Source organism: Enterobacter sp. ECC_219_Taxon_10, assembly GCF_058354905.1.
This window is the reverse complement of the sequence record NZ_CM178005.1, coordinates 4,851,246-4,874,979: the sequence shown is the minus strand read 5'-3', so window position 1 is coordinate 4,874,979 and position 23,734 is coordinate 4,851,246. Positions and strand designations below refer to the sequence as shown.

The following is a 23,734-nucleotide window of genomic DNA, read 5'->3' as shown; positions in this document are numbered from 1 at the left end:
GTAAAGAATGAAAAAAAACTACAAAAAGTGCTTTTTCTACAGCAAAAAAAGGGGTAGAGTTATCGACGTAGGGTACAGAGGTAAGATGTTCTATCTTTCAGACCTTTTACTTCACGTAATCGGATTTGGCTGAATATTTTAGCCGCCCCAGTCAGTAATGACTGGGGCGTTTTTTATTGCGGCAAAGAAAAGTTCCGTCAAAAAAAAGCGCGGACATTGCCGCGCTCGGTTTTACTCTGCTTCCGCTTCTGTTGCGGGTTCCAGCTCGTTAAACCAGCTATCGAGCTTCTGACGCAGTTTGTCAACGCCCTGTTTTTTCAGCGAAGAGAAGGGCTCTACCTGTACATCGCCATTAAAGGCCAGTACCGCTTCGCGAACCATATTCACTTGCGCTTTACGCGCGCCGCTTGCCAGCTTATCGGCTTTCGTCAGCAGCACCAGCACGGCAATATCGCTTGCTACGGCCCAGTCGATCATCTGCTGATCGAGATCTTTTAGCGGGTGACGAATGTCCATCAACACCACCAGACCTTTCAGGCACATGCGTTTTTCCAGGTATTCGCCCAGCGCACGCTGCCATTTGATCTTCATCTCTTCTGGCACCTGCGCATAACCGTATCCCGGCAAGTCGACCAGGCGTTTGCCTTCAGCGACTTCAAAAAGGTTAATCAGCTGGGTACGGCCAGGTGTTTTTGAGGTACGCGCCAGGTTCTTCTGATTGGTCAGCGTATTCAGGGCGCTGGACTTCCCCGCATTTGAGCGGCCAGCAAATGCCACTTCAATACCGGTATCAGAAGGCAGGTGGCGAATATCGGGCGCACTGGTGACAAAATGCGTCTGTTGGTAATTCCAGGTAGTCACGTGGTCGTCTCCAAAAATCGTAATCTGGGGGGATTATACCCGAATGCGGGCAAAAGGCTTTTCTCATTGCACGGCGCCTGCAGGCGAAAGCCCGAAGCGTTGTGAGAGATCGGCTAATGTTGCTATGGGAGATTTCAGAGAATTCGCAGGTGCCAAAAAAGTCAAACTGTTTTAAATCATAAGCTTATTTCCGGGTAATTGTCTGAAAATCTCTTTTTGTACCGTTTCGTTGCTTGTCAGTTTAAGCGAACAAGGTAAAGTATGCGTCAGGGCGAGGAAGCCAACAGGAATTCGACTTAAGGATTAGGGTCAGGAGCGCCAGGAGGCGAAGACGCAGGACAGTCAGGACGACCAGCGCCTGGAGGCGTTTTAACAGGAAATGGAACCATACACGGACGGTATCAGCCAAAGGATAAACAGGGTGTGTTGTTGGTAAACATGGAATGTCTGACCCGCTAAGGGTTGTGAGTCAGGAAAAAAGGCGACAGATTGCTCTGTCGCCTTTTTTCTTTGCTTGCTTTCTGCTAGATTTCGCCGCAATTCTATACTGAAGAAAACGACTTAAAGATAAAACATCATGAAAAAACCAACCTCCGCTGCGGGTGCTAAACGCCCTGCAAAAGCACGCCGCAAAACGCGCGAAGAACTGAACCAGGAAGCGCGCGATCGCAAACGCGATAAGAAACATCGTGGCCATGCTGCGGGTAGCCGTGCAAACGGCGGTGGTGCAGCGGGCGCTTCTGCAAAAAGCAAGCAGCAGAAAGATCCTCGTATCGGCAGTAAAACTCCCATTCCGCTGGGCGTGACAGACACCCCGGTCACTAAGCAGCACAAACCAAAGAGCGAGAAACCTATGCTTTCACCGCAGGCTGAGCTGGATATGCTGGAGAACGATGAGCGCCTGGACGCGCTGCTGGAACGTCTTGAAGAGGGTGAAACCCTGACCGCAGAAGAGCAGTCATGGGTGGATGCTAAACTGGACCGCATTGATGAGCTGATGCAGAAACTCGGTCTGTCTTACGATGACGAAGACGACGAAGAAGAAGACGAAAAGCAGGAAGATATGATGCGTCTTCTGAAAGGTGGAAACTAACATTTGCACCCGGCAGGCACGATAGTCCTGCTTATAACCCTTCCGGTTATATGTTATCTGGTGTGGTTATTCGTTAAACTACGGCGGTTGTCGCGGCGACAGAAGTGGCTGCGCACCCGAATGATGGCCCGCGATGGGGCCAGAACGGGCCGCCGTATACGAACGCGACACCAACGGAAGGAGTGAGCATGTCAGCACCAACTATCGACTGGGATTTGGCCCTAATCCAGAAGTATAACTATTCCGGGCCGCGTTACACGTCATACCCCACCGCGCTGGAGTTCTCCGATGCCTTCGGCGAGGCGGATTTTCAGCAGGCCGTCGCGCGCTATCCTGAGCGCCCGCTGTCGCTCTACGTCCATATTCCGTTCTGCCATAAGCTCTGCTACTTCTGCGGCTGCAATAAAATCGTGACCCGTCAGCAGCATAAGGCCGACCAATACCTGGATGCGCTCGAACAGGAAATTGTGCACCGCGCGCCGCTTTTTGCTGGCCGTCACGTCAGCCAGCTTCACTGGGGCGGCGGCACGCCAACCTATCTGAATAAGGCGCAAATAAGCCGTCTGATGACGCTGCTGCGCGGAAATTTCAATTTTAACGACGACGCCGAAATCTCGATCGAAGTCGATCCGCGTGAAATTGAGCTGAATGTCCTGGATCATTTACGCGCGGAAGGCTTCAACCGGCTGAGCATGGGCGTGCAGGATTTCAATAAAGAGGTCCAGCGTCTGGTGAACCGCGAGCAGGACGAAGAGTTTATCTTCGCCTTACTCAACCACGCACGTGACATCGGCTTTACCTCGACCAACATCGACCTCATTTACGGCCTGCCAAAGCAGACGCCGGAGAGCTTCGCCTTTACGCTGAAGCGCGTGGCTGAACTCAGCCCGGACCGCCTCAGCGTCTTTAACTACGCGCACCTGCCGACGCTATTCGCCGCTCAGCGCAAAATCAAAGATGCGGATCTGCCTTCTGCCCAGCAGAAGCTGGATATCCTGCAGGAAACCATCACCTCGCTGACCGAGAGCGGCTATCAGTTTATCGGCATGGATCACTTTGCCCGTCCGGACGACGAGCTGGCCATTGCCCAGCGCGAAGGGGTACTGCACCGCAACTTCCAGGGTTACACCACTCAGGGCGATACCGATCTGCTTGGCATGGGCGTCTCTGCCATCAGCATGATTGGTGACTGCTACGCGCAGAACCAGAAAGAGCTGAAGCTCTACTACCAGCAGGTAGATGAAACCGGCAACGCGCTGTGGCGCGGCATCGCGCTGACCCGTGACGACTGCATTCGTCGTGATGTGATTAAAGCGCTTATCTGCAACTTCCGTCTCGACTTTAGCGACGTGGAGGCACAGTGGGATCTGAAATTCAGCGATTATTTTGCACAAGACCTGGAGCTTCTGGCGCCGCTGGCGAAAGACGGGCTGGTGGATGTGTCGGAGAGTTCAATTGAGGTCACGCCGAAAGGGCGTCTGTTGATCCGTAACATCTGTATGTGCTTTGACGCGTATCTGCGCCAGAAAGCGCGACTGCAGCAGTTCTCGCGGGTGATTTAAATCGCAAAAGCACGAAACGTAGGCCGGGTAAGGCGAAGCCGCCACCCGGCTTTTACGTTCAACCCCGCTAGCTAAACAGCCCAACCAGCGCCGCACACAGCACCGCCGCAACGGCGGTTTGTGGCGTGTGGCTTTCAACTGCTCCGCTAGAGAGCATATTGACTAATGTTTCCAGCATGATCTCCACCCTCGATTTCCGGGCACGATCATACAAAACTCATCGGAACAGTAAAGCGCAAAATAACGGCAATTTGCGCTCAATTAATAACCTTTACACTTCGGGGAATCTTACTCCATTCCCAGCTCTTTAAGCTTGCGCGTCAGGGTATTACGTCCCCATCCCAGCAGGCGAGCGGCTTCCTGCTTATGGCCCTGCGTATGACGAAGCGCGGTGGTCAACAGCGTACGCTCCATCTCGGGCTGAGCCTCAGACAGCAGGTTTTGATGACCGGAACGCAGCGCGCGGTCGGCCCACTGCGCCAGCAGCGTCGCCCAGCTGTCCGGCAGCGCGTGTCCGGTACTGCTTTCTGGCGCGGTGGCTTCAAACAGCTCGGCCGGTAAATCCTGAATCAGCACTTCCTGTCCGGCGGCCATCACGGTTAACCAGCGGCAGGTGTTTTCCAGCTGACGGACGTTGCCCGGCCACGCCAGGCGGGTGAGGGCGGCATCGGTTTCCGGGTGCAGCTGCTTGGCTTCCACGCCCAGCTCGCGGGCGGCAACCTGCAGGAAATGACGCGCCAGGCGGGGAATATCTTCCCGACGCTCGCGCAGCGGCGGCAGATGAACGCGAATGACGTTCAGACGGTGGAATAAATCCTCACGGAATTTCCCCTCCTGCACGCGCAGCTCCAGGTTCTGGTGCGTCGCGGCGATAATGCGCACGTCCACCTTCACCGGCGCATAGCCGCCCACGCGATAAAACTGCCCGTCGGCCAGCACGCGCAGCAGGCGGGTCTGAACGTCCAGCGGCATATCGCCGATCTCGTCCAGGAACAGCGTGCCGCCGTCAGCCTGCTCAAAGCGCCCCTGGCGAATGGTATTCGCGCCGGTAAACGCACCTTTTTCATGGCCGAACAGCTCGGACTCAATCAAATCCTTCGGGATCGCCGCCATATTCAGGGCGATGAACGGCGCTTTTGCCCGTGGGCTATGGCGATGTAACGCATGCGCCACCAGCTCTTTACCGGTTCCCGATTCACCGTTAATCAATACGCTGATGGACGAGCGGGACAGACGGCCAATAATGCGAAATACATCCTGCATCGCCGGCGCTTCGCCGATGATGTCCGTCGTTGGCCCAAAATCGGGCGCGTGGCGGGGCTGTTGCTGCTCCTGGTAGTGGCTAATCGCGCGCTCAACTAGCGCCACCGCTTCGTCGATATCAAACGGTTTGGGCAGGTAATCAAACGCCCCTTGCTGATAGGCGCTCACCGCGGCATCCAGATCGGAGTGCGCGGTCATTATGATGACCGGAAGCATCGGGTGGCGTTGTTTGATCTGCTTTAACAGTGCCAGCCCGTCCATGCCCGGCATACGGATATCCGAAAGCAGAACATCTGGCGTTTTGGTGGTGAGTGCGTCGAGCACTTCGCTGCCGCTTTCAAACGTCGTGCAGCTTAATCCTGCCCCTGTGAGCGCGCGTTCAAGCACCCAACGGATGGAGCTATCGTCATCGACTACCCAGACTATCCCTCGTTGCATAAACGTCACCTTTATTTTTTAATCGGCAGGAAAACCGAAAACTCGGTATGTCCCGGCCAACTGGTAAATTCAATTTTTCCGGAGTGCTGATCGATCAAGCTGCGGGCGATAGATAAGCCCAGACCCGTACCGCCTTCGCGCCCGCTTACCATCGGGTAGAACAGGGTGTCCTGCAGATGCGCAGGAATACCGGGACCGTTATCCTCAACGTCGATACGGGCCGCCAGACGATAGCGCACGCCGTGCAGCGTGAGCTGGAAGGCGGTGCGGGTGCGTAAAATAATCTCGCCGCCTTCCGGCCCCAGCGCCTGCAGGGCATTGCGCACAATATTCAGCAGTACCTGCTCAATCTGATCGGGGTCATGCGCCAGTTCCGGCAGGCTGGGGTCGTAATCACGCACCAGCGTGACGTTCTCCGGCAGTTCCATGGAGACAAGCTTCACCACCCGTTCAGCCACTTTATGGATGCTTTCTGAAACGTGCATGCCGGGCTGCTGCGGCCCAAGAAGGCGATCAACCAGGTTACGCAGGCGGTCCGCCTGCTCAATGATGACGTTGGTGTACTCCGCCAGCGCAGGGTCGGGCAGCGCTTTGGTCAGAAGCTGTGCCGCGCCGCGTAACCCACCCAGCGGGTTTTTGATTTCATGCGCCAGACCACGCACCAGGTCACGGGCGGCAATTTGCTGCGCATGCTGCAGCTGTTCCTGGCTCAGGCGACGCTGGTTATCCATCGGCGCCATTTCGAGCAGGATCATTCCCTCGGGAAGTCGTTGCGCGGTAAGCGACAGAATGTGCGAGCGCCCGTCGATCACCAGCGTCACTTCGTTATCGGTAAACCCCTGGCCGGCCTGCAAGCTTTCCTGCATCAGGCCAATATTCAGCGAAAAATAGCTCAACAACTCAGGAAGCGGGGTGCCAAACAGTTTGCGTGAACTCTGGGCGAGCAGCTGTTGCGCCGCCGGGTTGGCGTAATGGACGGCCAGCTCGTCGTCGACCAGCAAAATACTGTTAATTAAAGAATTGAGGATCTGCCCAGCATCGGGCAGCGTGCCAGTTGCCATTCAGCAGTCTCCTGGAGTAGTTGCACTATTTTAGTGCAGTATAGCGGTTTCGGCGTAAAAAGCGCGTGAGATCAGGTTGTTGGTGGAGAAAAAAGCCCATCCGGAGATGGGCTAAAAGTTTCCACGGCAACTACCCCCGGCGCTTTTCACGCCGGGTAAAACAACTAAATTAAACGCTGTAGTACAGTTCGAACTCAACCGGATGCGGAGTCATACGCACGCGATCGTTCTCTTCAGTACGCAGAGCGATGTAGGCATCGATAGCGTCGTCAGTGAATACGCCACCTGCGGTCAGGAACTCGCGGTCTGCGTCCAGCGCCTGCAGGGCTTCTTCCAGAGAACCCGCAACCTGTGGGATCTCTTTCGCTTCTTCTGGCGGCAGGTCGTACAGGTTTTTGTCCATCGCTTCGCCCGGGTGGATCTTGTTCTTGATACCGTCCAGACCGGCCATCAGCAGTGCTGCGAAGCACAGGTATGGGTTAGCCGCTGGGTCCGGGAAGCGCACTTCGATACGACGCGCTTTCGGAGAAGCTACCACCGGGATACGGATAGAAGCAGAACGGTTACGCGCAGAGTAGGCCAGCATTACTGGTGCTTCGTAGCCCGGGACCAGACGCTTGTAGGAGTTGGTGGTTGGGTTCGCCAGGGCGTTGATCGCTTTAGCGTGTTTGATAACACCACCGATGTAATACAGCGCCTGCTCGGACAGACCAGCGTATTTGTCGCCAGAGAACAGGTTGGTACCGTTCTTGGACAGAGACATGTGGCAGTGCATACCGGAACCGTTATCGCCAAACATTGGTTTTGGCATGAAGGTCGCGGTTTTACCGAAACGGTGCGCAACGTTGTGCACAACGTATTTGTAGATCTGAATTTCGTCCGCTTTTTTGGTCATGGTGTTGAAGCGGGTTGCCACTTCGTTCTGACCAGCAGTCGCCACTTCGTGGTGGTGCGCTTCAACAACCAGGCCCATCTCTTCCATCACCAGACACATGGTGGAACGGATGTCCTGTGCAGAGTCGACCGGAGGAACAGGGAAGTAACCGCCTTTCACACCAGGACGGTGACCTTTGTTACCACCTTCGTATTTGGTGGAAGAGTTCCATGCACCTTCGATGTCGTCGATAGCCACGTGGGAACCGGAAATAGAGGCACCGAAGCGGATGTCGTCGAACAGGAAGAACTCTGGCTCTGGCCCGAACAGAACGGTGTCCGCGATGCCGGTAGAACGCAGGTACTCTTCAGCGCGTTTAGCGATAGAACGTGGGTCGCGGTCGTAGCCCTGCAGCGTGCCTGGCTCGAGGATGTCGCAGCGGATGATCAGGGTTGGTTCTTCGAAGAACGGATCAATGACCGCAGTGGTTGCGTCTGGCATCAGAACCATGTCGGATTCGTTAATGCCTTTCCAGCCACCAATGGAGGAGCCGTCAAACATTTTGCCTTCTTCAAAGAATTCGGCGTTCACCTGATGAGCAGGGATTGTGACGTGCTGTTCTTTACCTTTGGTATCGGTGAAGCGCAGATCAACAAACTTCACTTCATGTTCGTTCAGCATCGTCAAAACGTGTTCAGCGGACATACTTAACTCTCCAGATTGGTCATTGTCGTCGTGGTAACGAGGTCTTCAATTTCTGTTTGTACTGGCTGTTGCCATGTATTTTTTATAAAGCGAAATCTGTGCCAACTTTTAAAACACCCCAAAAAGGCGTTATCATGCGCACCATAGTGCAAAAGGGCTGCACCATGATGGATTTGTTGCACCAGTATAGTGCTTCATTGTGAACGTTGAGCACCATATTGGTGCAATTTACGTTAAAGTGCCCTTTTACCGCTCCGTGAAAGCGATCACAAAGCATCTCTGCAATACTTGTTTGCGGGGGATGTTTGTGATCCTGTTTTGTAGTGCGATTAATCCGTGTACAATAACGCGCTATTTCTAAATGCCTGAGGCAAAGTTGTGATCGAAAATTTGCGTAACATCGCCATCATCGCGCACGTTGACCATGGTAAAACTACCCTGGTTGATAAGCTGCTGCAGCAATCCGGTACGTTTGATGCACGTGCCGAAACCCAAGAACGCGTGATGGACTCCAACGATTTGGAGAAAGAGCGTGGGATTACTATCCTCGCGAAAAACACCGCGATTAAATGGAATGACTACCGTATCAACATCGTTGATACCCCAGGGCACGCCGACTTCGGTGGTGAAGTTGAACGTGTAATGTCCATGGTAGACTCCGTTCTGCTGGTCGTTGACGCAATGGATGGCCCAATGCCACAGACGCGCTTCGTGACCAAAAAAGCTTTTGCCCATGGTCTGAAGCCAATCGTTGTTATCAACAAAGTTGACCGCCCTGGCGCGCGTCCTGACTGGGTTGTTGACCAGGTATTCGACCTGTTCGTTAACCTCGATGCGACCGACGAGCAGCTGGACTTCCCTATCGTTTACGCTTCTGCACTGAACGGTATCGCAGGTCTGGACCACGAAGACATGGCTGAAGACATGACCCCGCTGTATCAGGCGATTGTTGACCGTGTCCCTGCGCCGAACGTTGACCTGGAAGGCACCCTGCAGATGCAGATCTCCCAGCTCGACTACAACAACTACGTTGGCGTTATCGGCATTGGCCGTATCAAGCGCGGTAAAGTGAAGCCTAACCAGCAGGTCACTATCATCGATAGCGAAGGCAAAACCCGTAACGGTAAAGTCGGTAAAGTACTGACTCACCTGGGTCTTGAGCGTATCGAGAGCGACATCGCTGAAGCGGGCGACATCATCGCGATCACCGGTCTGGGTGAACTGAACATCTCCGACACCATCTGCGATCCGCAGAACGTCGAAGCGCTGCCAGCCCTGTCCGTTGATGAACCAACCGTTTCTATGTTCTTCAACGTCAACACCTCTCCGTTCTGTGGCAAAGAAGGTAAGTTCGTTACCTCTCGTCAGATCCTTGACCGCCTGAACAAAGAGCTGGTGCACAACGTTGCGCTGCGCGTTGAAGAAACCGAAGACGCTGATGCGTTCCGCGTTTCCGGTCGTGGTGAGCTGCACCTGTCTGTTCTGATCGAAAACATGCGTCGTGAAGGTTTCGAGATGGCGGTTTCCCGTCCGAAAGTTATCTTCCGCGAAATCGACGGCCGTAAACAAGAGCCGTTCGAAAACGTCACGCTGGACGTTGAAGAGCAGCACCAGGGTTCTGTGATGCAGGCGCTGGGCGAGCGTAAAGGCGACCTGAAAAACATGAATCCAGATGGCAAAGGCCGCGTACGTCTCGACTACGTGATCCCAAGCCGTGGCCTGATCGGCTTCCGTTCTGAGTTCATGACCATGACCTCCGGTACCGGCCTGCTGTACTCCACCTTCAGCCACTACGACGACGTTCGTCCGGGCGAAGTGGGCCAGCGTAACAACGGCGTACTGATCTCCAACGGTCAGGGTAAAGCGGTTGCGTTTGCGCTGTTCGGCCTGCAGGATCGCGGTAAGCTGTTCCTGGGTCACGGTGCTGAAGTTTACGAAGGCCAGATCATCGGTATTCACAGTCGTTCTAACGACCTGACCGTAAACTGCCTGACCGGTAAGAAACTGACCAACATGCGTGCGTCCGGTACTGACGAAGCAACGGTTCTGGTTCCGCCGATCAAGATGACGCTGGAGCAGGCTCTGGAGTTCATCGATGATGACGAACTGGTAGAAGTGACGCCACAGTCAATTCGTATCCGTAAGCGTCACCTGACCGAGAACGATCGTAAACGTGCTATGCGCGGTGCGAAAGAAGACTAATACGGTCAATCCGTAGTAAAAAAAGCCGCTGATCCCTCAGCGGCTTTTTTATTAGAACGAATACCGTAACCCCAGACGGATCCGGTACTGCTCCCGGTTGTAGTCATTCCATCTATCCAGCCACTGTAATTCGAGGTACGGCAGCCAATTTCTGTCGATCTTATAGCTGAATTTATTGGTAATTTCCCAGTGATGATCTTTGCCATTTTTGCTGTGGTAATCATTCACCCGCTGGAAAAAGTGCGGTTCAAAGGTGTAGAAAAACGCATCCGTCACTTTGAAATTCCAGTAGTTGGCAAATTCGTGCGTGTCGTTTTTATCCATCTGCCCGTTATAGTCCGGCGTATCGTAATTGTTATGGTTATAGCGATAGCGGAACGTCAGATTAAACCAGTCCGTAAATTTGTAGTTGGTATCTAAATAAACTGCGCCACCGGACCCCGCGCTGCTGTCGTTAATCAACCCGCCGGGCTGGAAGGTGAGTTTGTCGGTCGGTTTAAAGAGCGGATACCACCCCTCTATTTCGTTATAGCTGTGCTTAAGCTCATCCCATTTGCCCACGTTATAGGCGTTGGTAAACATCAGCCCCGCGCCCATATCGAAGTTATAGCCCGCACGCAGGATCACCTCGTGCAGCTCAGAAGCCGTATTGTAGGCTTCGCGGGTTTCGACATAGGCCCCGGCAAATACCGGGCAGGACACAGACGACACGATCAGTACAGTGATGATTCTTTTCATAATTTGTCCATGTATCAGGTACAGAAAGGCCTCCCTCCTGATAAACAGGAAGGACATAATGGCCGGATTTATAGTTATAAAGTGACTGCTGACGCTTTATTGTTGGTGGTTATCTCAGGGGTATTCGCGGTTTGTTTTTTCCGTTTTCCAATCTCCTCGATAATAAAGGCGAAGCGCGCTTCGTTGAGTTTATAAAACAGCCCCATGGTCACGGCGGCGACAATCGCCAGACTGCACGGCCAGAGGAAAATCAGCTGACGCAAACCCAGCAGCGTGCCCGCGCTCTGTACCGCATGGGGAACGTAGCCAATCTGGGTCAGCATGATGCCGGGCAGGAAACCTGCGAGCGCGGCGGAGATTTTGCGCGAGAAGGTATAGCCGGTGTAAACCGACCCTTCGGCGCGAATGCCGGTTTTCCACTCGCCGTAATCGACGGTATCCGGCACCAGCGCCCAGTTCAGGCTGTTCACAAATGCCGTGCCGAAGAAGGCCATGCAGGAAAACAGCACGAACAGCAGGGAGCTGGTCCCCCAGAAGAAGTTCAGCACGTCGCCCACTGCCCACAGCGTCAGCCCGCCCAGATAGACCGGCTTCTTGCCAAAGCGCTTCACCGCGCCGGGGACCAGAAACACGCCAATCAGAATGCACCCCATGCTGAAAAAGCCCATCCACGACAGCAGATGCAGATCGTTCAGCACGTACTGGGTGTAATAAACCTGGATCGCCAGCTTGATGTTGAAGGCGGCGAGGGTACACAGATTGGCGATGCACAGCACCAGCAGCGGTGGATTGCGGAAAATCGCGCAGAACGATTTCAGAATGCCGGGCTTATGGTGATCGGGCGTAAGCTCCACGTAGCGTTCTTTCACGCCGCTGTAGCACCACCACATGCAGAACAGGCCGCCGGTAACGAACACCAGCGCGGCCACCAGATAACCGAGGGAGGGCTGGCTGACGAACAGCGCCTGGATGGGCATAAAGCCGACGGTGCAGAGCAACAGCCCCACCGTAGCGCCGCCCTGACGCCATGCCGCAAGCTGCGCGCGCTCGTTCGGGTTTTTGGTGATGGCCGGGACCATCGCTCCGTAGGCGCAGTTCATCAGGCTATAGCAGAGACCAAACATCATGAAGAGCACGGTGGCGAGGGCCGTTTTCACCGTCAGGCTAAAGTCGTTGGCCATAAACTGCGCCGTCGCCACCAGCGCCACCGGAACGGAGGCGTAAAGAATGAACGGCCTGAATTTTCCCCGCGCGCCGATGTTACGTCGGGAGTCCAGCAGCACGCCGGTCAGCATGTCGGTGAACGCGGTAAAAAACTTTGCCACCAGGAAAATAATGCCGCCATAGAACGCAGGCATGCCCAGTTCGTCCGTGTAAAACTTCAGCAAATACAGCGTGCCAATACACAGCATCAGGTTCGAGCCAAAATCGCCCATCCCGTAGGCGCACTTCTCTCGCAGGCTCAATTTCAGGGTTAACGGATCACTGTTATGTGTCATGGTCGATCCTCAGAGCGCCCAGCCGGGCGCTCTATCTCGTCATTTAGGCCGTACGTTTGCGCAGTTCGATCTCTTCAACAATGCGCACATACATCTTCTCGTTGAGGTTATAGAAGCAGCCCATCGCCACGATGGTGATGATCGCCAGCAGGCTCGGGTAGATAAATATCAGCTGCCGCAGCCCTTCAACCGTTCCGGCGGATTGCACCACGTTGGGCACATAGCCGATCTGGGTGAGCATGATCCCCGGGAAAAAGCCCGCCAGCGCCTGGGATACCTTCCGGAAGAAGGTAAAGCCGGTATAGACCGTCCCCTCTGAGCGCACGCCGGTGCGCCACTCGCCGTATTCCACGGTATCGGATACCAGCGCCCAGTTCAGGCTGTTCACAAACGCGGAGCCAAAGAACGCCAGGCAGGAGAACGCCACAAAGCTCACCGAGCCGCCGCCGAAGAAGTAGTTGAGCAGATCGCCCGCCACCCAGATCATCAGCCCGCTGATGTAGACCTTTTTCTTGCCGAAGCGCCGCACCGCGCCGGGCATCATAAAGACGCCGATAAAAATACAGCCCATGCTGAAGAAGCCCATGTACGACAGCAGGATCGGGTCGTTCAGCACGTACTGCGTGTAGTAGACCTGGATGGCGAGTTTGACGTTAAAGGCGCCCAGCGTGCACAGGTTGGCGATGCACAGGATAAACAGCGGACGGTTCCCGGCGATGGCGCGAAACGACTGCAGCAGCCCCGGCTTTTGCGTCGGATTTGCAGGCTGCGTCTCGACGTAACGCTCGGTCACGCCCTTATAGCACCACCACATAAAGAACAGGCCGAACAGCGAGAAGAGGGTCGCGGCAAAGATATAGCCAAGCTGGTCGTTGCCCTCGATCAGGTTCATCACCGGCACAAAGCCCACGGTACAGAGCAGCAGGCCCAGCGTGGCGCCACCCTGACGCCAGGCGGCCAGCGAGGCGCGCTCGTCCGGGTTTTTGGTAATGGCCGGCACCATCGCGCCGTAGGAGCAGTTCATCATGCTGAAGAACAGGCCGTACAGCATAAACAGCACCGTCGCCATCACCGTTTTACCGGTGATTTCAAACGGCGTGCCGACGAAGTTGGCAATCGCCAGCAGGGTCACCGGGAACGCCGCGTAGAGCACGAACGGGCGGAATTTCCCTTTCGGGCCAATCTTGCGCCGGGAGTCGAGCATGATCCCGGTCCCCATGTCGGTGAAGGCGGTAAAGAACTTCGCAATCAGGAAGATGATCCCGCCGTAGGTGCCCGGCAGGCCCAGCACGTCGGTGTAAAACTTCAGCAGATACAGCGTGCCGATATCCAGCAGGATGTTAGATCCGAGGTCGCCCATCCCGTAGGCGAGTTTTTCTTTAAACGGCAGGCGTAGGGTTGCCGGATCGGAAGTATGTTGACTCATTATTATTCTCCGTCTGCCCGCAGGTTTCCCTGCGGGCGAGCCTTATCAGATATGACGTAAGGTGCTAAACAGATCTGCCCAGTCGCTGTGCTGGCGGTAGAACACCGGCGGCTTGCCGAGCGGGGCATCAACGGTCACGTCACCGCCATCGCAGGTTTCCCCGGTCCACGCGTTGACCCAGCTGTCCTGCGGCAGATAGAGCGTCCAGTCGTGGCGACCCTCTTCATGAACCGGCGCCACCAGCAGATCGCGGCCAAACAGATACTGATATTTCAGCGTGTAGGCACGCGCGTCGTCTTCGTAGTGCAGGAAGAGTGGGCGCATTACCGGCAGGCCGCTTTTCGCATTCTGCGTGACGGCGGCTTTGATGTACGGCTTCAGGGTGGTGAAGACGGTGGTCATGCGCGCGAAGTGCGCGATGGTTTCCGCGTCGCCGTCGAACTGCCAGTTATCGCCAGGGCGGTTGCCCTCGTGGGTGCGCATCATTGGCGTAAAGGCGCTGAAGTCGCACCAGCGCAGGAGCAGCTCTTTGCTGCGCTTCATCTCGAAAAGCGTCGTATAGCCGCCGATGTCGCTGTGGTGCAGGCCGTGCCCGGTCATCGCCAGCGAAAGGGCCGCAGGTACGACGGACGCCAGACCGTCGTCCAGGCTCCAGTCGACGTTCTGATCCCCCGCCCACATCATCACCGAGTGCTTCTGGCTACCGGTGTAGCCCGCACGCATAAAGAACAGTATCTCGCCGAGCTTGCCGGTCTCCTGGAGCGCCTCGTAGTTACATTTTGCCCACAGGGCAGGCCAGGCGTTATGCATGATCTCCGCGCTAACGCCGTTGTGCAGGAAGGTATCAGTCGGCAGATACTCACCGAAATCGGCCATCCAGCCGCCACAGCCCAGCGCGATCAGGTTGTTTTTAATGACCTCTTTGTACCAGCCGTAGGCTTCCGGGTTGGTCAGGTCGATAACGCCCGCGTAGAACTCGCCGAACTCGACGTGGTAGTCCTTACCGTCGGCGTTTTTGGTCAGATAGCCGCGCGTTGCCGCTTTTTCGCAGAGATCTTTATCGCTGGCGACGTATGGGTTGATATAGGAGAGGAACTGCACGCCTTCCTGTTTCCACTGCGCAATACGCTCGTCAAGCTGCGGATAAAGTTCGCTGTTCCACTTCCAGTTCCACATCACGCGTTTGCCGAAGGAGGTCATGCGAATGCCGGACCAGTCCTGCGCCCAGATGCCGTTTACCTTCACACCGCCCTGGCGCATAGCGTCGAGCTTTTGCTGGCACACCTCGGTGCCGCCCTGAATACCCAGCGTCACGCCGTCGTAAACCCAGTCCGGTAGTTCAGGCTGACGCCCCAGCAGGCTGGTGAGTTTTTCCAGTAGATCGACGTAAGTTTGCGCACATTCGAAGCGCAGCGTGGCGTTATCTTCCCAGAACGCCAGCTCGTGGAACTCCGGCGCGCTGAAGTCGAAGTTCATGTAGCAGCTGTTGTCCACGTGGCAATAGTACTTCTGGGTGCTCACGAAGGTGGGCTGCGGGAAGAAGGTCCAGTAGTAGTCGCCGCCCGCGTTCTCTTTGCAGTCGGCCTGCCAGGTGACGTAGGTCTGCTTATTGCGGCCAACGCCCTGCTCGCTGGTCCACAGCGGGAATGGCTTGCCGCGCAGATCGAAGTACGAGAACTGCTCGCCGCAGCCGTAGATATGATCTTCCGGCTGCGCCGCCAGCCGCAGCCAGATGCGGTTATGGCGGGTGGCGTCATTTTTAAGCTTCAGCTCGAGACGGCCTTGCGCATCGACGCCCACCAGCAGCGTCGCGCTCACCGCGTCGCCGCGGGTAAAGCGGATCGCCCAGCCTGCGCTTTGCTGCGTGACGGTCGCGTCCGTCAGGGCAATCTTTTCGTTGAGCTTGTCCTTGATGCTGAAGTTGCCGCGAAACATCTCGATATCGGCCTCGCCTGCGCCAATCCACAGGCAAGGGGCATCCCCGGTGTGGGATAAAATCAGACGGTCCTGCCAGCGCAGGGTGAAGCCACTTTCGTTATTTTTCAGGTCAATATTGTGTAGGGTACGCATAAACACTCCGTCTTTATTATTTAGCCAGGCTATCCAGTAAACCAGCGGCTACGGCAGGGGCTAAGCCCGGTGCCAGCGGCAGGCGGGGGATTACCAGGCAGTGCAGCAGGTGGTAAATATCCTGCTTGCCGTCCCAGACTTTGGTGGTCACTTCGTTATTGGTGTCCAGCTCCTGCCACCAGGAACCGTTTTCGTAGTCCATCAGGTACTTGATGCAGTAATCCCACCATTTCTGATACCAGGCTTCGTACTGCGCCTCGCCGGTCACGGTGTAAAGTGCATAAGCCGTGCCCATCGCCTCGACGATTGGCCAGCGCACGCGTTCACGCACGATTGGCTTACCGTCCCAGCCCACGGAGTAGACAAACCCATCGGCCCCGTCGGGTGCCCAGGCGTCGCGGATGGTGGCGTGGAACAGCCCTTTCGCATCTTCCAGCAGCCACTCCGGTGGGGTTTCAAAGCAAGCCTCCAGCGCGGCGCGCAGGTGCAGCATCAGACGGCCCCACTCGATCCAGTGCCCCGGCGTGCCGCCGTAGGCGCGGAAGCGGTGAGCAGGGTTATCGATGTTGTAGTCGCGGATTGGGTTCCAGTTCGCGTCGAAATGCTCGTTAACGCGGTACTCCCCTTTGCGCGCCACGTCGTGAATAATCACCGAGGCGATGCGCAGGGCGCGATCGAGCCATTTCCGGTCGTGGGTCACGTCATAGACGATGAGGAAAGCTTCCACGGCGTGCATGTTGGCGTTCCCGCCGCGGTAATCTTCCGTTTTGCTGAAGGCCTCATCCCAGGACTCCAGGCACATCTGCTCATGCTCGCTCCAGAAGTAGCGCTCAATCACCTCGATGGCATCGTCCAGCAGCCTGCGCGCCTGCGGGTGGCCGGTGGTGACGGCGCTCGCCGCGCCCAGCAGAACGAAGAAGTGCTGATAGCCCTGCTTGGAGGCATCCATCACGCCCTCATCGTTAACGCAGGCGTACCAGCCGCCGTGCCGTTTGTCGCGCAGCGGGCCGTTAAGGGCATTGATGCCGTGCTCGACCAGGGCATACGCGCCGGGGCGGCCCATGTTTGCCGCCACCGCGTATACGTGCAGCATGCGGGTGGTGATCCACAGATGGGTGCCCATATCGCTGCGCACCTGCCCGTTATTGCCCAGCCAGCCAAAGCCGGTCGGTACGGCGGCGTTTTTACCGAAATCAAAGATGCGGTCGGTCTCTTGTTCGAGCCAGCGGTTATGGCTCAGGGTGTTAAACCATTTCATGTTCGGGTCCTTTCTCAGCGGCGAGCCATCATTTCGTCGACGATCTCACCCAGACGCTGCAGTTTGGGTACAGAAATATCGCGGAGCATCAGCCCGGTGTCCGGCAGGCCAATCACCGATGACCAGACGGCGCGACCGGCTAAAAAGCCAGATGCCCCTGCCTGCATCGCTACGCTCACGGCGCGCGGGAATAATTTTTCGTCCACGCCGGAGGAGAGGATCACCCACGGCATAGCGATGTTCTCGTTTAGCCTTTGCGAGGCGGCCAGCAGTTCCGGCTGCGTGCCTTTGCCAAACAGCGGCATCTCCACTTTGTAGAGGTCTGCGCCGCTGTCGCCCAGCTCTTTGGCCGCGTCGATAATCGCCTGCTCGCGGTCAAATGCGGCACCGCGACGCGGCGGACGTACAACCGGCTCGATAATGCTCAGCAGACCGTTATCGTGGCACAGCGTATTGAACGCCTTCACCATCTCCAGACGCTGCTGCGGATCTTCATCGCTACGCCACAGCACCAGCAGCTTCAGCGCCTTGCCGCCATCGCGTTTGACCGCCTGCGCGTCGACGTTCTTGTCGATCACCACGCTGTCGACCGGTATACCGTTCCCCGGAATAAACTCGTCGGCCGCCACAATCATCGCGCAGCTTTTGGCAACGGCCTGCTGCTCCACAATCTGGCGATAGCAGAACTGCTGGTCGACGAGAATGGCAGAGGCGTACGGCGACAGAATCTTCGCCGCGTTGACCTTAAAATCCGTCAGGTGCTGGTCGGTTACCGGCACCGGCGCGCCTGCGGCGGCAAACATCAGGCGCATCGCTTCGCGCTGATCCACAGCCAGCATCGCAAAACCGCCGGAAGGTCGGGTGATATCTTTCAGGGTGTACATCGTCATTCCTCAGTCCTTTCGTATCAGTGTGTTTTTTTCAGCCCGGCAGATGCGCGAACCTGTTCAAGAATGGCTGTCCAGTCTTCGCGCCCGCGCCCGGCGGCGCGTGCCTGGTTGTAAACTTCGCGGGAAGCCGCGCCCAGCGGCATCGGAACGTGGAGCTGGTTGGCCACGTCCAGGGCGATCCCCAGATCTTTATGCGCAAGGTCGATCATGAAGGCGGGAGAAAGATCCCCTTTCAGCACCTTGTTCGGCCATGAGGTGGTGAAGTGGCCTTTACCTGCAGGCGTACCGCTCATCACCTTAAGTGCCACATCGAAGGAGAGGCCAAGCGCTTCGCACAGCACGGCGGCCTCGGCGGAAAGGGCGTTCAGGGCGATGCTCATATAGTTATTGATAAGCTTCACGCGAATGCCCATGCCCGGCCCGCCGGCGTTAATCAGCTCATTGCCCATTGCCATCAATACGGGAGTAGCGCGCTCAACCTGCTGCGCCGTGCCGCCAGCCAGAAGGAGCAACGTACCGGCGACGGCGTGGTCAGACGTGCGTCCGACGGGCGCGTCCATCAGGCTGAAGCCGCGTCCAGCCATGTCGCGGATCAGCGCGTCGGTTTGTAGCGGGTGAATGGTGGACATATCTATCACCAGCGCGTCGGGGGATAGCCCCTCGCACACGCCGTACTCATCGAACAGCACGCTGCGCACCAGGTCGCCATTTGGCAGCATGGTGATGACGAATTCGGCGTCCGTGGCGGCCTGCGCGGGCGTTGCCGCCGCCTGTGCGCCGCTCTCCACCAGCGCCTGCACCGCCTGCGGGTTCACATCAAAAACGTTAAGCTGGTGGCCCTGTTTCAACAGATTCTTCGCCATTGGCGCGCCCATCTGCCCTAAACCGATAAATGCGATTGCTGACATGCCTCTCTCCTGTCACATCGTGTCAATTTTTGCGCGTTTGTGTTGTCTGTTTTTGATCGTATTTGTAATTTATAGTCAAAAAATTGACACGGGTCACTTTTTAAACATTTGATGAAATTAAAATGAAAGCATCAGAAATCGCAGAAGGAATTACCATGACTCGCATCGTTTGTGTCGGCATTACCGTGCTGGATCGCATCTGGTATCTCGATGATTTACCTAAGGAAGGTGGGAAATATGTCGCAAAAGACTATACGGAAGTGGGCGGCGGTCCGGCGGCCACTGCGGCGGTGGCGGCGGCGAAACTGGGCGCGGAAGTGGATTTTATTGGCCGGGTGGGGGACGACGACACCGGTAAACGGCTGCTGGCGGAGCTGGAATCCCTGGGGGTGAATACCCGCTACACGCGCGTCTTTAAAGGTGCCCGATCGTCACAGTCGGCGGTGTTGGTGGACGGCAGCGGAGAGCGCGTCATTGCGAACTACCCCAGCCCCGATCTCCCTGCCGCGGCAGACTGGCTACGTGAAATCGACTTCTCGCAATGGGATATCGTTTTAGCAGATGTGCGCTGGCATGACGGGGCAAAACAGGCGTTTACTTTGGCCCGGCAGCAGGGCGTTCCTACTTTGCTTGATGCCGACGTCACCCCGCAGGAGATCGCGGAGCTGATTGCCTTAAGCGACCATGCGGCTTTCTCCGCGCCGGGCCTGCGGCGCTTAACGCAGCTGGATGAAACCGAAGACGCGCTGAAAAAAGCACAAATGCTCACAAATGGACATGTGTACGTCACGCAGGGGCGAGACGGCTGCTTTTGGCTGGAAAATGACACGCTGTGCCATCAGCCCGGCTTTGAGGTGGACGTGGTAGATACTACCGGGGCGGGTGACGTTTTCCACGGCGCGCTGGCGGTCAGTCTGGGACAACAAACGTCTTCAGCCGACGCTGTGCGTTTTGCCAGCGCCGTCGCAGCCCTGAAATGCACCAGGCCCGGCGGGCGCGCGGGTATACCCGACTGTGATCAAACCCGCTCTTTTTTGTCACTTTTTGTATAAAATGCGGGGCGTGATGGTTTTCAGAGGACAGCCCATGAGCCTTACCGAACTGACCGGCAACCCGCGTCACGATCAGCTGCTGACGCTGATTGCCGACCGCGGCTATATGAACATTGATGAACTGGCGCAGCTGCTGGATGTCTCCACGCAAACGGTGCGCCGGGATATCCGCAAGCTCAGCGAGCAGGGGCTGATCACGCGTCATCATGGCGGCGCGGGCAGGGCATCCAGCGTGGTGAACACGGCGTTCGAACAGCGCGAAGTGTCGCTTACCGAAGAGAAGCGGGCGATTGCCGAGGCGATTGCGGACTATATTCCCGACGGCTCAACTATTTTCATCACGATCGGCACGACCGTGGAGCATGTTGCCCGGGCGCTGCTCAACCATAATCATCTGCGCATTATTACCAACAGCCTTCGGGTGGCGCATATTTTGTATAAGAACCCGCGCTTTGAAGTGATGGTGCCGGGTGGCACGCTGCGCCCGCACAATGGCGGCATCATCGGGCCTGCTGCAACCGCCTTTGTGTCTGGCTTCCGTGCAGATTATCTGGTGACCAGCATCGGGGCGATTGAGCACGACGGCGCGATGATGGAGTTTGACGTTAACGAAGCCAGCGTGGTGAAAACCATGATGGCGCACTCCCGCCATATTCTGTTAGCGGCCGATCATACGAAATATACCGCTTCTGCGGCCGTTGAGGTTGGTAACGTGTCGCAGACTACTGCGCTCTTCACCGATGAGATGCCTGGCTCGGCGCTGCAAAATCATCTGAAATCCAGTAAGGTTGAAACGGTGCTGGCCTGTACCAGCGATGATATTGCCTGAAGCAAAAAGCCGCTGATCCCTCAGCGGCTTTTTTGTTGTTACTTGAAGCTGTATTTCACCCCAAGCATCCCCTGCGTATCGCTGTAGCCTTTGTCGCCAATCTGCTGAGCCACATTGCCCCAGACGCTAAGCTGCGGCGTAATCTGCCCCTCTACGCCTGTCTTTAACTCACCAATATTGCGTGCACCACGCATCTCATTGCTGACGTCATACATGCGAATGCGCGTGGTCTGGGTATTGTGGATCCAGTTCGCCTCGATAAACGGCTGGAAGGTGCGTGATTTACCGTCAACCATCGCGTTATGTCCGCTGATGTAGGCCTTCACGCCGAGACGTGTCATCAGGTTCCCCTGAGTTTCGTCTTTCACCCGCGTACCGTTACGTTCGCGATGGTCGTCAGCCTGCACGTCCATCCAAACGGCCTGCGCCTTCGGCTGGATCCAGTAGCTGTTACGGCCGCTTTCACCCACCTTAACGCTGTAGCCTGCTTCGACAGAGGCGGTCACACCGCTGGAGCGATAATTCTCAGTGGCCTGATCCTGTCCCATGACCTTATTGTCAAACCAGTTATACAGCACCCAGCTGTCAACGTAGGTGCCGCTTTTATCGGCTTCGTTTGCGTACCAGGTACCGTACAAACCTACGCTATAGCCATTTACTTCGCCGCGTGAGTGGTATCCGGTCAGGCTGGAAGCGCTCCGGCTCTGGCTGTTGCCGTAGCCCGCCATCAGGCCAAGATGCCACCGATCCAGGCCGTCGCTGCTCCACTGAGCGATATCACCACCCAGCTGCAACACATAGCGGTTGGCCGTTGTTTTTAGCTGGCCGCTGCCGTCTTTGAAGCGCGTATGTCCGCCGACGTTACGCATCCACAGGCTCGTCACTTTTTGCTCGCCGGTGAGCATGTCGGTGTACTGCGTTTCACCCAGACGGTCGTGCAGGCGGGTCATAAACAGCGTATTTGCCGCATAGCTGTTCGCCTGATAGCTACCAAATTCCGGGCGATACTGATGCTCGCTTTTCGGCGGCGCGGCAGGTGGCACCGGTTCTTGCGGCGGAATCACCGGGTCGACGGGCGGATCGACAGGGTCGACTGGTGGGTCTACGGGGTCGACAGGTGGATCCACCGGGTCAACAGGCGGGTCGACGGGGTCTACCGGTGGGTCTACCGGGTCAACAGGGGGATCTACCGGGTCGACCGGTGGGTCAACGGGTTCAACCAGGCTGGTCAGAAACCAGTTCTTACCTTTCTGCACAACGTTATAGTCATAACCCCCCGCTACGATACGGCTGGCCTTCTCAAACGTCCCCGCTGAGTTGCCGCCAACGCTGACAATTTCAATCCCTTCAACGGTTTGTGCGCCAGCACCGCCAATGTTGTTCACGTCAACCGCGGTATGACCGGACGTATTTCCTTCAACAATCAGCTTGTCGGTTTCAGAGGTATCATCAGACAGCACGGTATTGAAAACCAGCTTGCCGCCGTTGCCGATGTAATCCTCATTGATGGTCAGGGTTTGCCAGGCCGTGTCTTCATCGTGCTGGAAATTTATCGTGCCGCCCGCATTCAGCGTCAGGCTGGTCACCGTGGAGCTGTCGCGCATATTCCACACGGCGTCATTCATCGTAAGCGCGATAGTCCCGGTGCCGGCGGCGTTGCTCTCTATATAAGACGCTCCGTTCCACAGCGAGCTGTTCTCCATTGTCAGCGTAATGGTACTGTTTTGTGCCGGAAGGGTGCTGTTGGCCGCCACGCCACCTGCGGCAAGAATATCGCCGTTAAGGATGAATTTTCCGCCTGCGGAGGCATCAATAATTCCGCCATTGCTGGCGTTCAGGGCATAGCTACCGTTGTCGCGCTGGCCTGCGGTGGTAATGGTTGCCCCGCCGTCGAGCGTTATCACGCCGCGTGACCAGGCATACATCCCGTGCGGCGCCTGGGCGGAGCTGCTGGTTTTCTCGCTGCTATTTACCGCAACAGTGACGTTATCTCCCACATTCACCGCTGCTGTGTAAGCGTAGATGCCATGCGCGCTGGCACCGTTGGTGGTGATGGTTGCGCCTTCATCAAGGGTGATGGTTGACGAACCGGTAGAGTACACGCCGGAGGCACTGGCCGCGTCGGTGGTAATGTTCGCACTTTTTCCGAGCTCAATTTTTGACGCCGAGCCCGCATACAGGCCGTAGGCCGATGCGCCGTACGTTTCGAGAATGGCTTCATTGCCCAGACGGACGTACGATCCGCTCTGGTTAGTACGAATCCCCTCGGCATAGGTACCCCGCGTCACAATATGTGCACGATCGCCGACGATAACGTTATTTTTTGCCTTAGAAGCGTCATTCAAGGCATAGGCGCTAATGCCGCGACCGGTACTGCCGGTGGTTTCGATATAAAGATCGTCACCCACATAAATATTGGCGGAGCCGAGAGAGCCCTGACTGAAGGAACTGTACCCTGCATTAATGCCATCGCCGCTTTGGCCATTCACGTAAATGTGGGTGCGGTCGCCGGTAATGATAAACACCGGGTTATTCGGCGTGTTCATACCATGAGTACGAATACCGTCGACATCTTTACCGTTATTGGCGGCCACTTTTGACTGGGTACGAATAGTCAGGTCGTCACCAAATATCACCCCCGGGCTGCCGGACGTGGAGTTCTGAATAACGGTCACGGAGTGCTCGAAGGCTTCCGCTCCCGGCCCGTCAAGGGTGATCCCATCTCCGTAGATGGGAATATTGCCTGGGCTGTACTGGTAGACATAGTTAGGATCGTTGGTATTTTTGCTAAAATTTGCGTTTGCCGTTGCAGGAATCAGCGCCTGTATTTCTGCAGGCAAATCCGTTACCGCTCCGGAGGCAGGTAAATTAGCAAAATCAATAACTGCTGCATTTGCGGTAAATAGCGCTGACGATAGCGCCAGCGAAATCGCAACGGCGACAGGTGAATGTTTCATTATATATGGCATAACTGCCCCCTTTCTTTCAGGCGTAGAACATTCTCC

General features: G+C 56.3%; 19 protein-coding genes. 6 read left to right on the top strand and 13 right to left on the bottom strand.

The features are described from left to right. Positions 1 to 85: 85 nt before the first annotated feature. Positions 86 to 133, top strand: a complete 48-nt coding sequence (gene spfP, locus AC4ICF_RS23130) for a small protein SpfP (protein ID WP_071892919.1) — start codon at positions 86 to 88, stop codon at positions 131 to 133. A 98-nt stretch (positions 134 to 231) separates the two neighbouring features. On the opposite strand, the gene yihA is transcribed toward spfP, so the two are convergent. Further along, positions 232 to 861: a ribosome biogenesis GTP-binding protein YihA/YsxC gene (gene yihA / locus AC4ICF_RS23125; RefSeq protein ID WP_116343734.1), complete on the bottom strand. Its 630-nt coding sequence runs from the start codon at positions 859 to 861 to the stop codon at positions 232 to 234. 577 nt (positions 862 to 1,438) lie between these two features. On the opposite strand from yihA, the gene yihI reads away from it, so the two are divergent. Next, positions 1,439 to 1,954, top strand: a complete 516-nt coding sequence (yihI, locus tag AC4ICF_RS23120; protein WP_116343735.1) for a Der GTPase-activating protein YihI — start codon at positions 1,439 to 1,441, stop codon at positions 1,952 to 1,954. Between the two features lie 188 nt (positions 1,955 to 2,142). Then, on the top strand, positions 2,143 to 3,516 hold the full coding sequence (gene hemN / locus AC4ICF_RS23115) for an oxygen-independent coproporphyrinogen III oxidase (RefSeq protein WP_116343737.1): 1,374 nt from the start codon (positions 2,143 to 2,145) through the stop codon (positions 3,514 to 3,516). A gap of 67 nt (positions 3,517 to 3,583) precedes the next feature. Here the strand turns inward: hemN and AC4ICF_RS23110 are convergent, their stop codons facing one another. The 4 genes from AC4ICF_RS23110 to glnA all read right to left on the bottom strand — a co-directional run bounded on the left by AC4ICF_RS23110 (position 3,584) and on the right by glnA (position 7,857). Beyond that, positions 3,584 to 3,694, bottom strand: a complete 111-nt coding sequence (locus tag AC4ICF_RS23110) for a YshB family small membrane protein (RefSeq protein WP_023331639.1) — start codon at positions 3,692 to 3,694, stop codon at positions 3,584 to 3,586. A 110-nt stretch (positions 3,695 to 3,804) separates the two neighbouring features. Beyond that, on the bottom strand, positions 3,805 to 5,217 hold the full coding sequence (gene glnG, locus AC4ICF_RS23105) for a nitrogen regulation protein NR(I) (protein ID WP_028014893.1): 1,413 nt from the start codon (positions 5,215 to 5,217) through the stop codon (positions 3,805 to 3,807). 11 nt (positions 5,218 to 5,228) lie between these two features. After that, positions 5,229 to 6,278, bottom strand: a complete 1,050-nt coding sequence (gene glnL / locus AC4ICF_RS23100) for a nitrogen regulation protein NR(II) (protein ID WP_116343739.1) — start codon at positions 6,276 to 6,278, stop codon at positions 5,229 to 5,231. Positions 6,279 to 6,447: 169 nt separating this feature from the next. After that, positions 6,448 to 7,857 (bottom strand): glutamate--ammonia ligase, encoded by a 1,410-nt coding sequence (gene glnA / locus AC4ICF_RS23095; protein ID WP_008501856.1) that lies wholly within the window; start codon positions 7,855 to 7,857, stop codon positions 6,448 to 6,450. 378 nt (positions 7,858 to 8,235) lie between these two features. Here glnA and typA point away from each other — a divergent pair, with 378 nt between their 5' ends. Then, positions 8,236 to 10,059 (top strand): ribosome-dependent GTPase TypA, encoded by a 1,824-nt coding sequence (typA, locus tag AC4ICF_RS23090; RefSeq protein ID WP_028014891.1) that lies wholly within the window; start codon positions 8,236 to 8,238, stop codon positions 10,057 to 10,059. A gap of 51 nt (positions 10,060 to 10,110) precedes the next feature. On the opposite strand, the gene ompL is transcribed toward typA, so the two are convergent. The 7 genes from ompL to yihU form a co-directional block, all read right to left on the bottom strand. Beyond that, positions 10,111 to 10,797 (bottom strand): porin OmpL, encoded by a 687-nt coding sequence (gene ompL, locus AC4ICF_RS23085; RefSeq protein ID WP_003861929.1) that lies wholly within the window; start codon positions 10,795 to 10,797, stop codon positions 10,111 to 10,113. A gap of 74 nt (positions 10,798 to 10,871) precedes the next feature. Further along, the gene (locus AC4ICF_RS23080; protein ID WP_316380685.1) at positions 10,872 to 12,296 is read right to left on the bottom strand and encodes an MFS transporter; all 1,425 of its coding nucleotides are present in this window, start codon (positions 12,294 to 12,296) and stop codon (positions 10,872 to 10,874) included. 43 nt (positions 12,297 to 12,339) lie between these two features. Next, the gene (locus tag AC4ICF_RS23075; protein WP_316380686.1) at positions 12,340 to 13,722 is read right to left on the bottom strand and encodes an MFS transporter; all 1,383 of its coding nucleotides are present in this window, start codon (positions 13,720 to 13,722) and stop codon (positions 12,340 to 12,342) included. Positions 13,723 to 13,767: 45 nt separating this feature from the next. Further along, positions 13,768 to 15,792, bottom strand: coding sequence for an alpha-glucosidase (locus AC4ICF_RS23070; protein ID WP_316380687.1), 2,025 nt, complete (start codon positions 15,790 to 15,792; stop codon positions 13,768 to 13,770). A 16-nt stretch (positions 15,793 to 15,808) separates the two neighbouring features. Continuing rightward, the gene (yihS, locus tag AC4ICF_RS23065; RefSeq protein ID WP_316380688.1) at positions 15,809 to 17,050 is read right to left on the bottom strand and encodes a sulfoquinovose isomerase; all 1,242 of its coding nucleotides are present in this window, start codon (positions 17,048 to 17,050) and stop codon (positions 15,809 to 15,811) included. 14 nt (positions 17,051 to 17,064) lie between these two features. Beyond that, complete coding sequence (yihT, locus tag AC4ICF_RS23060) at positions 17,065 to 17,940, bottom strand: sulfofructosephosphate aldolase (RefSeq protein WP_316380689.1); 876 nt, start codon at positions 17,938 to 17,940, stop codon at positions 17,065 to 17,067. A 17-nt stretch (positions 17,941 to 17,957) separates the two neighbouring features. Further along, positions 17,958 to 18,848, bottom strand: coding sequence for a sulfolactaldehyde 3-reductase (yihU, locus tag AC4ICF_RS23055; protein ID WP_316380690.1), 891 nt, complete (start codon positions 18,846 to 18,848; stop codon positions 17,958 to 17,960). A 155-nt stretch (positions 18,849 to 19,003) separates the two neighbouring features. Between yihU and AC4ICF_RS23050 the strand changes: the two genes are divergently transcribed. Together AC4ICF_RS23050 and AC4ICF_RS23045 are read left to right on the top strand one after the other, a co-directional pair. Beyond that, positions 19,004 to 19,900: a sugar kinase gene (locus AC4ICF_RS23050; protein ID WP_316380691.1), complete on the top strand. Its 897-nt coding sequence runs from the start codon at positions 19,004 to 19,006 to the stop codon at positions 19,898 to 19,900. Positions 19,901 to 19,934: 34 nt separating this feature from the next. Then, positions 19,935 to 20,729, top strand: a complete 795-nt coding sequence (locus tag AC4ICF_RS23045) for a DeoR/GlpR family DNA-binding transcription regulator (protein WP_316380692.1) — start codon at positions 19,935 to 19,937, stop codon at positions 20,727 to 20,729. Positions 20,730 to 20,767: 38 nt separating this feature from the next. Here AC4ICF_RS23045 and AC4ICF_RS23040 read toward each other — a convergent pair whose 3' ends face one another. Further along, positions 20,768 to 23,698, bottom strand: coding sequence for an autotransporter outer membrane beta-barrel domain-containing protein (locus AC4ICF_RS23040; protein WP_491466136.1), 2,931 nt, complete (start codon positions 23,696 to 23,698; stop codon positions 20,768 to 20,770). Positions 23,699 to 23,734: the final 36 nt, after the last annotated feature.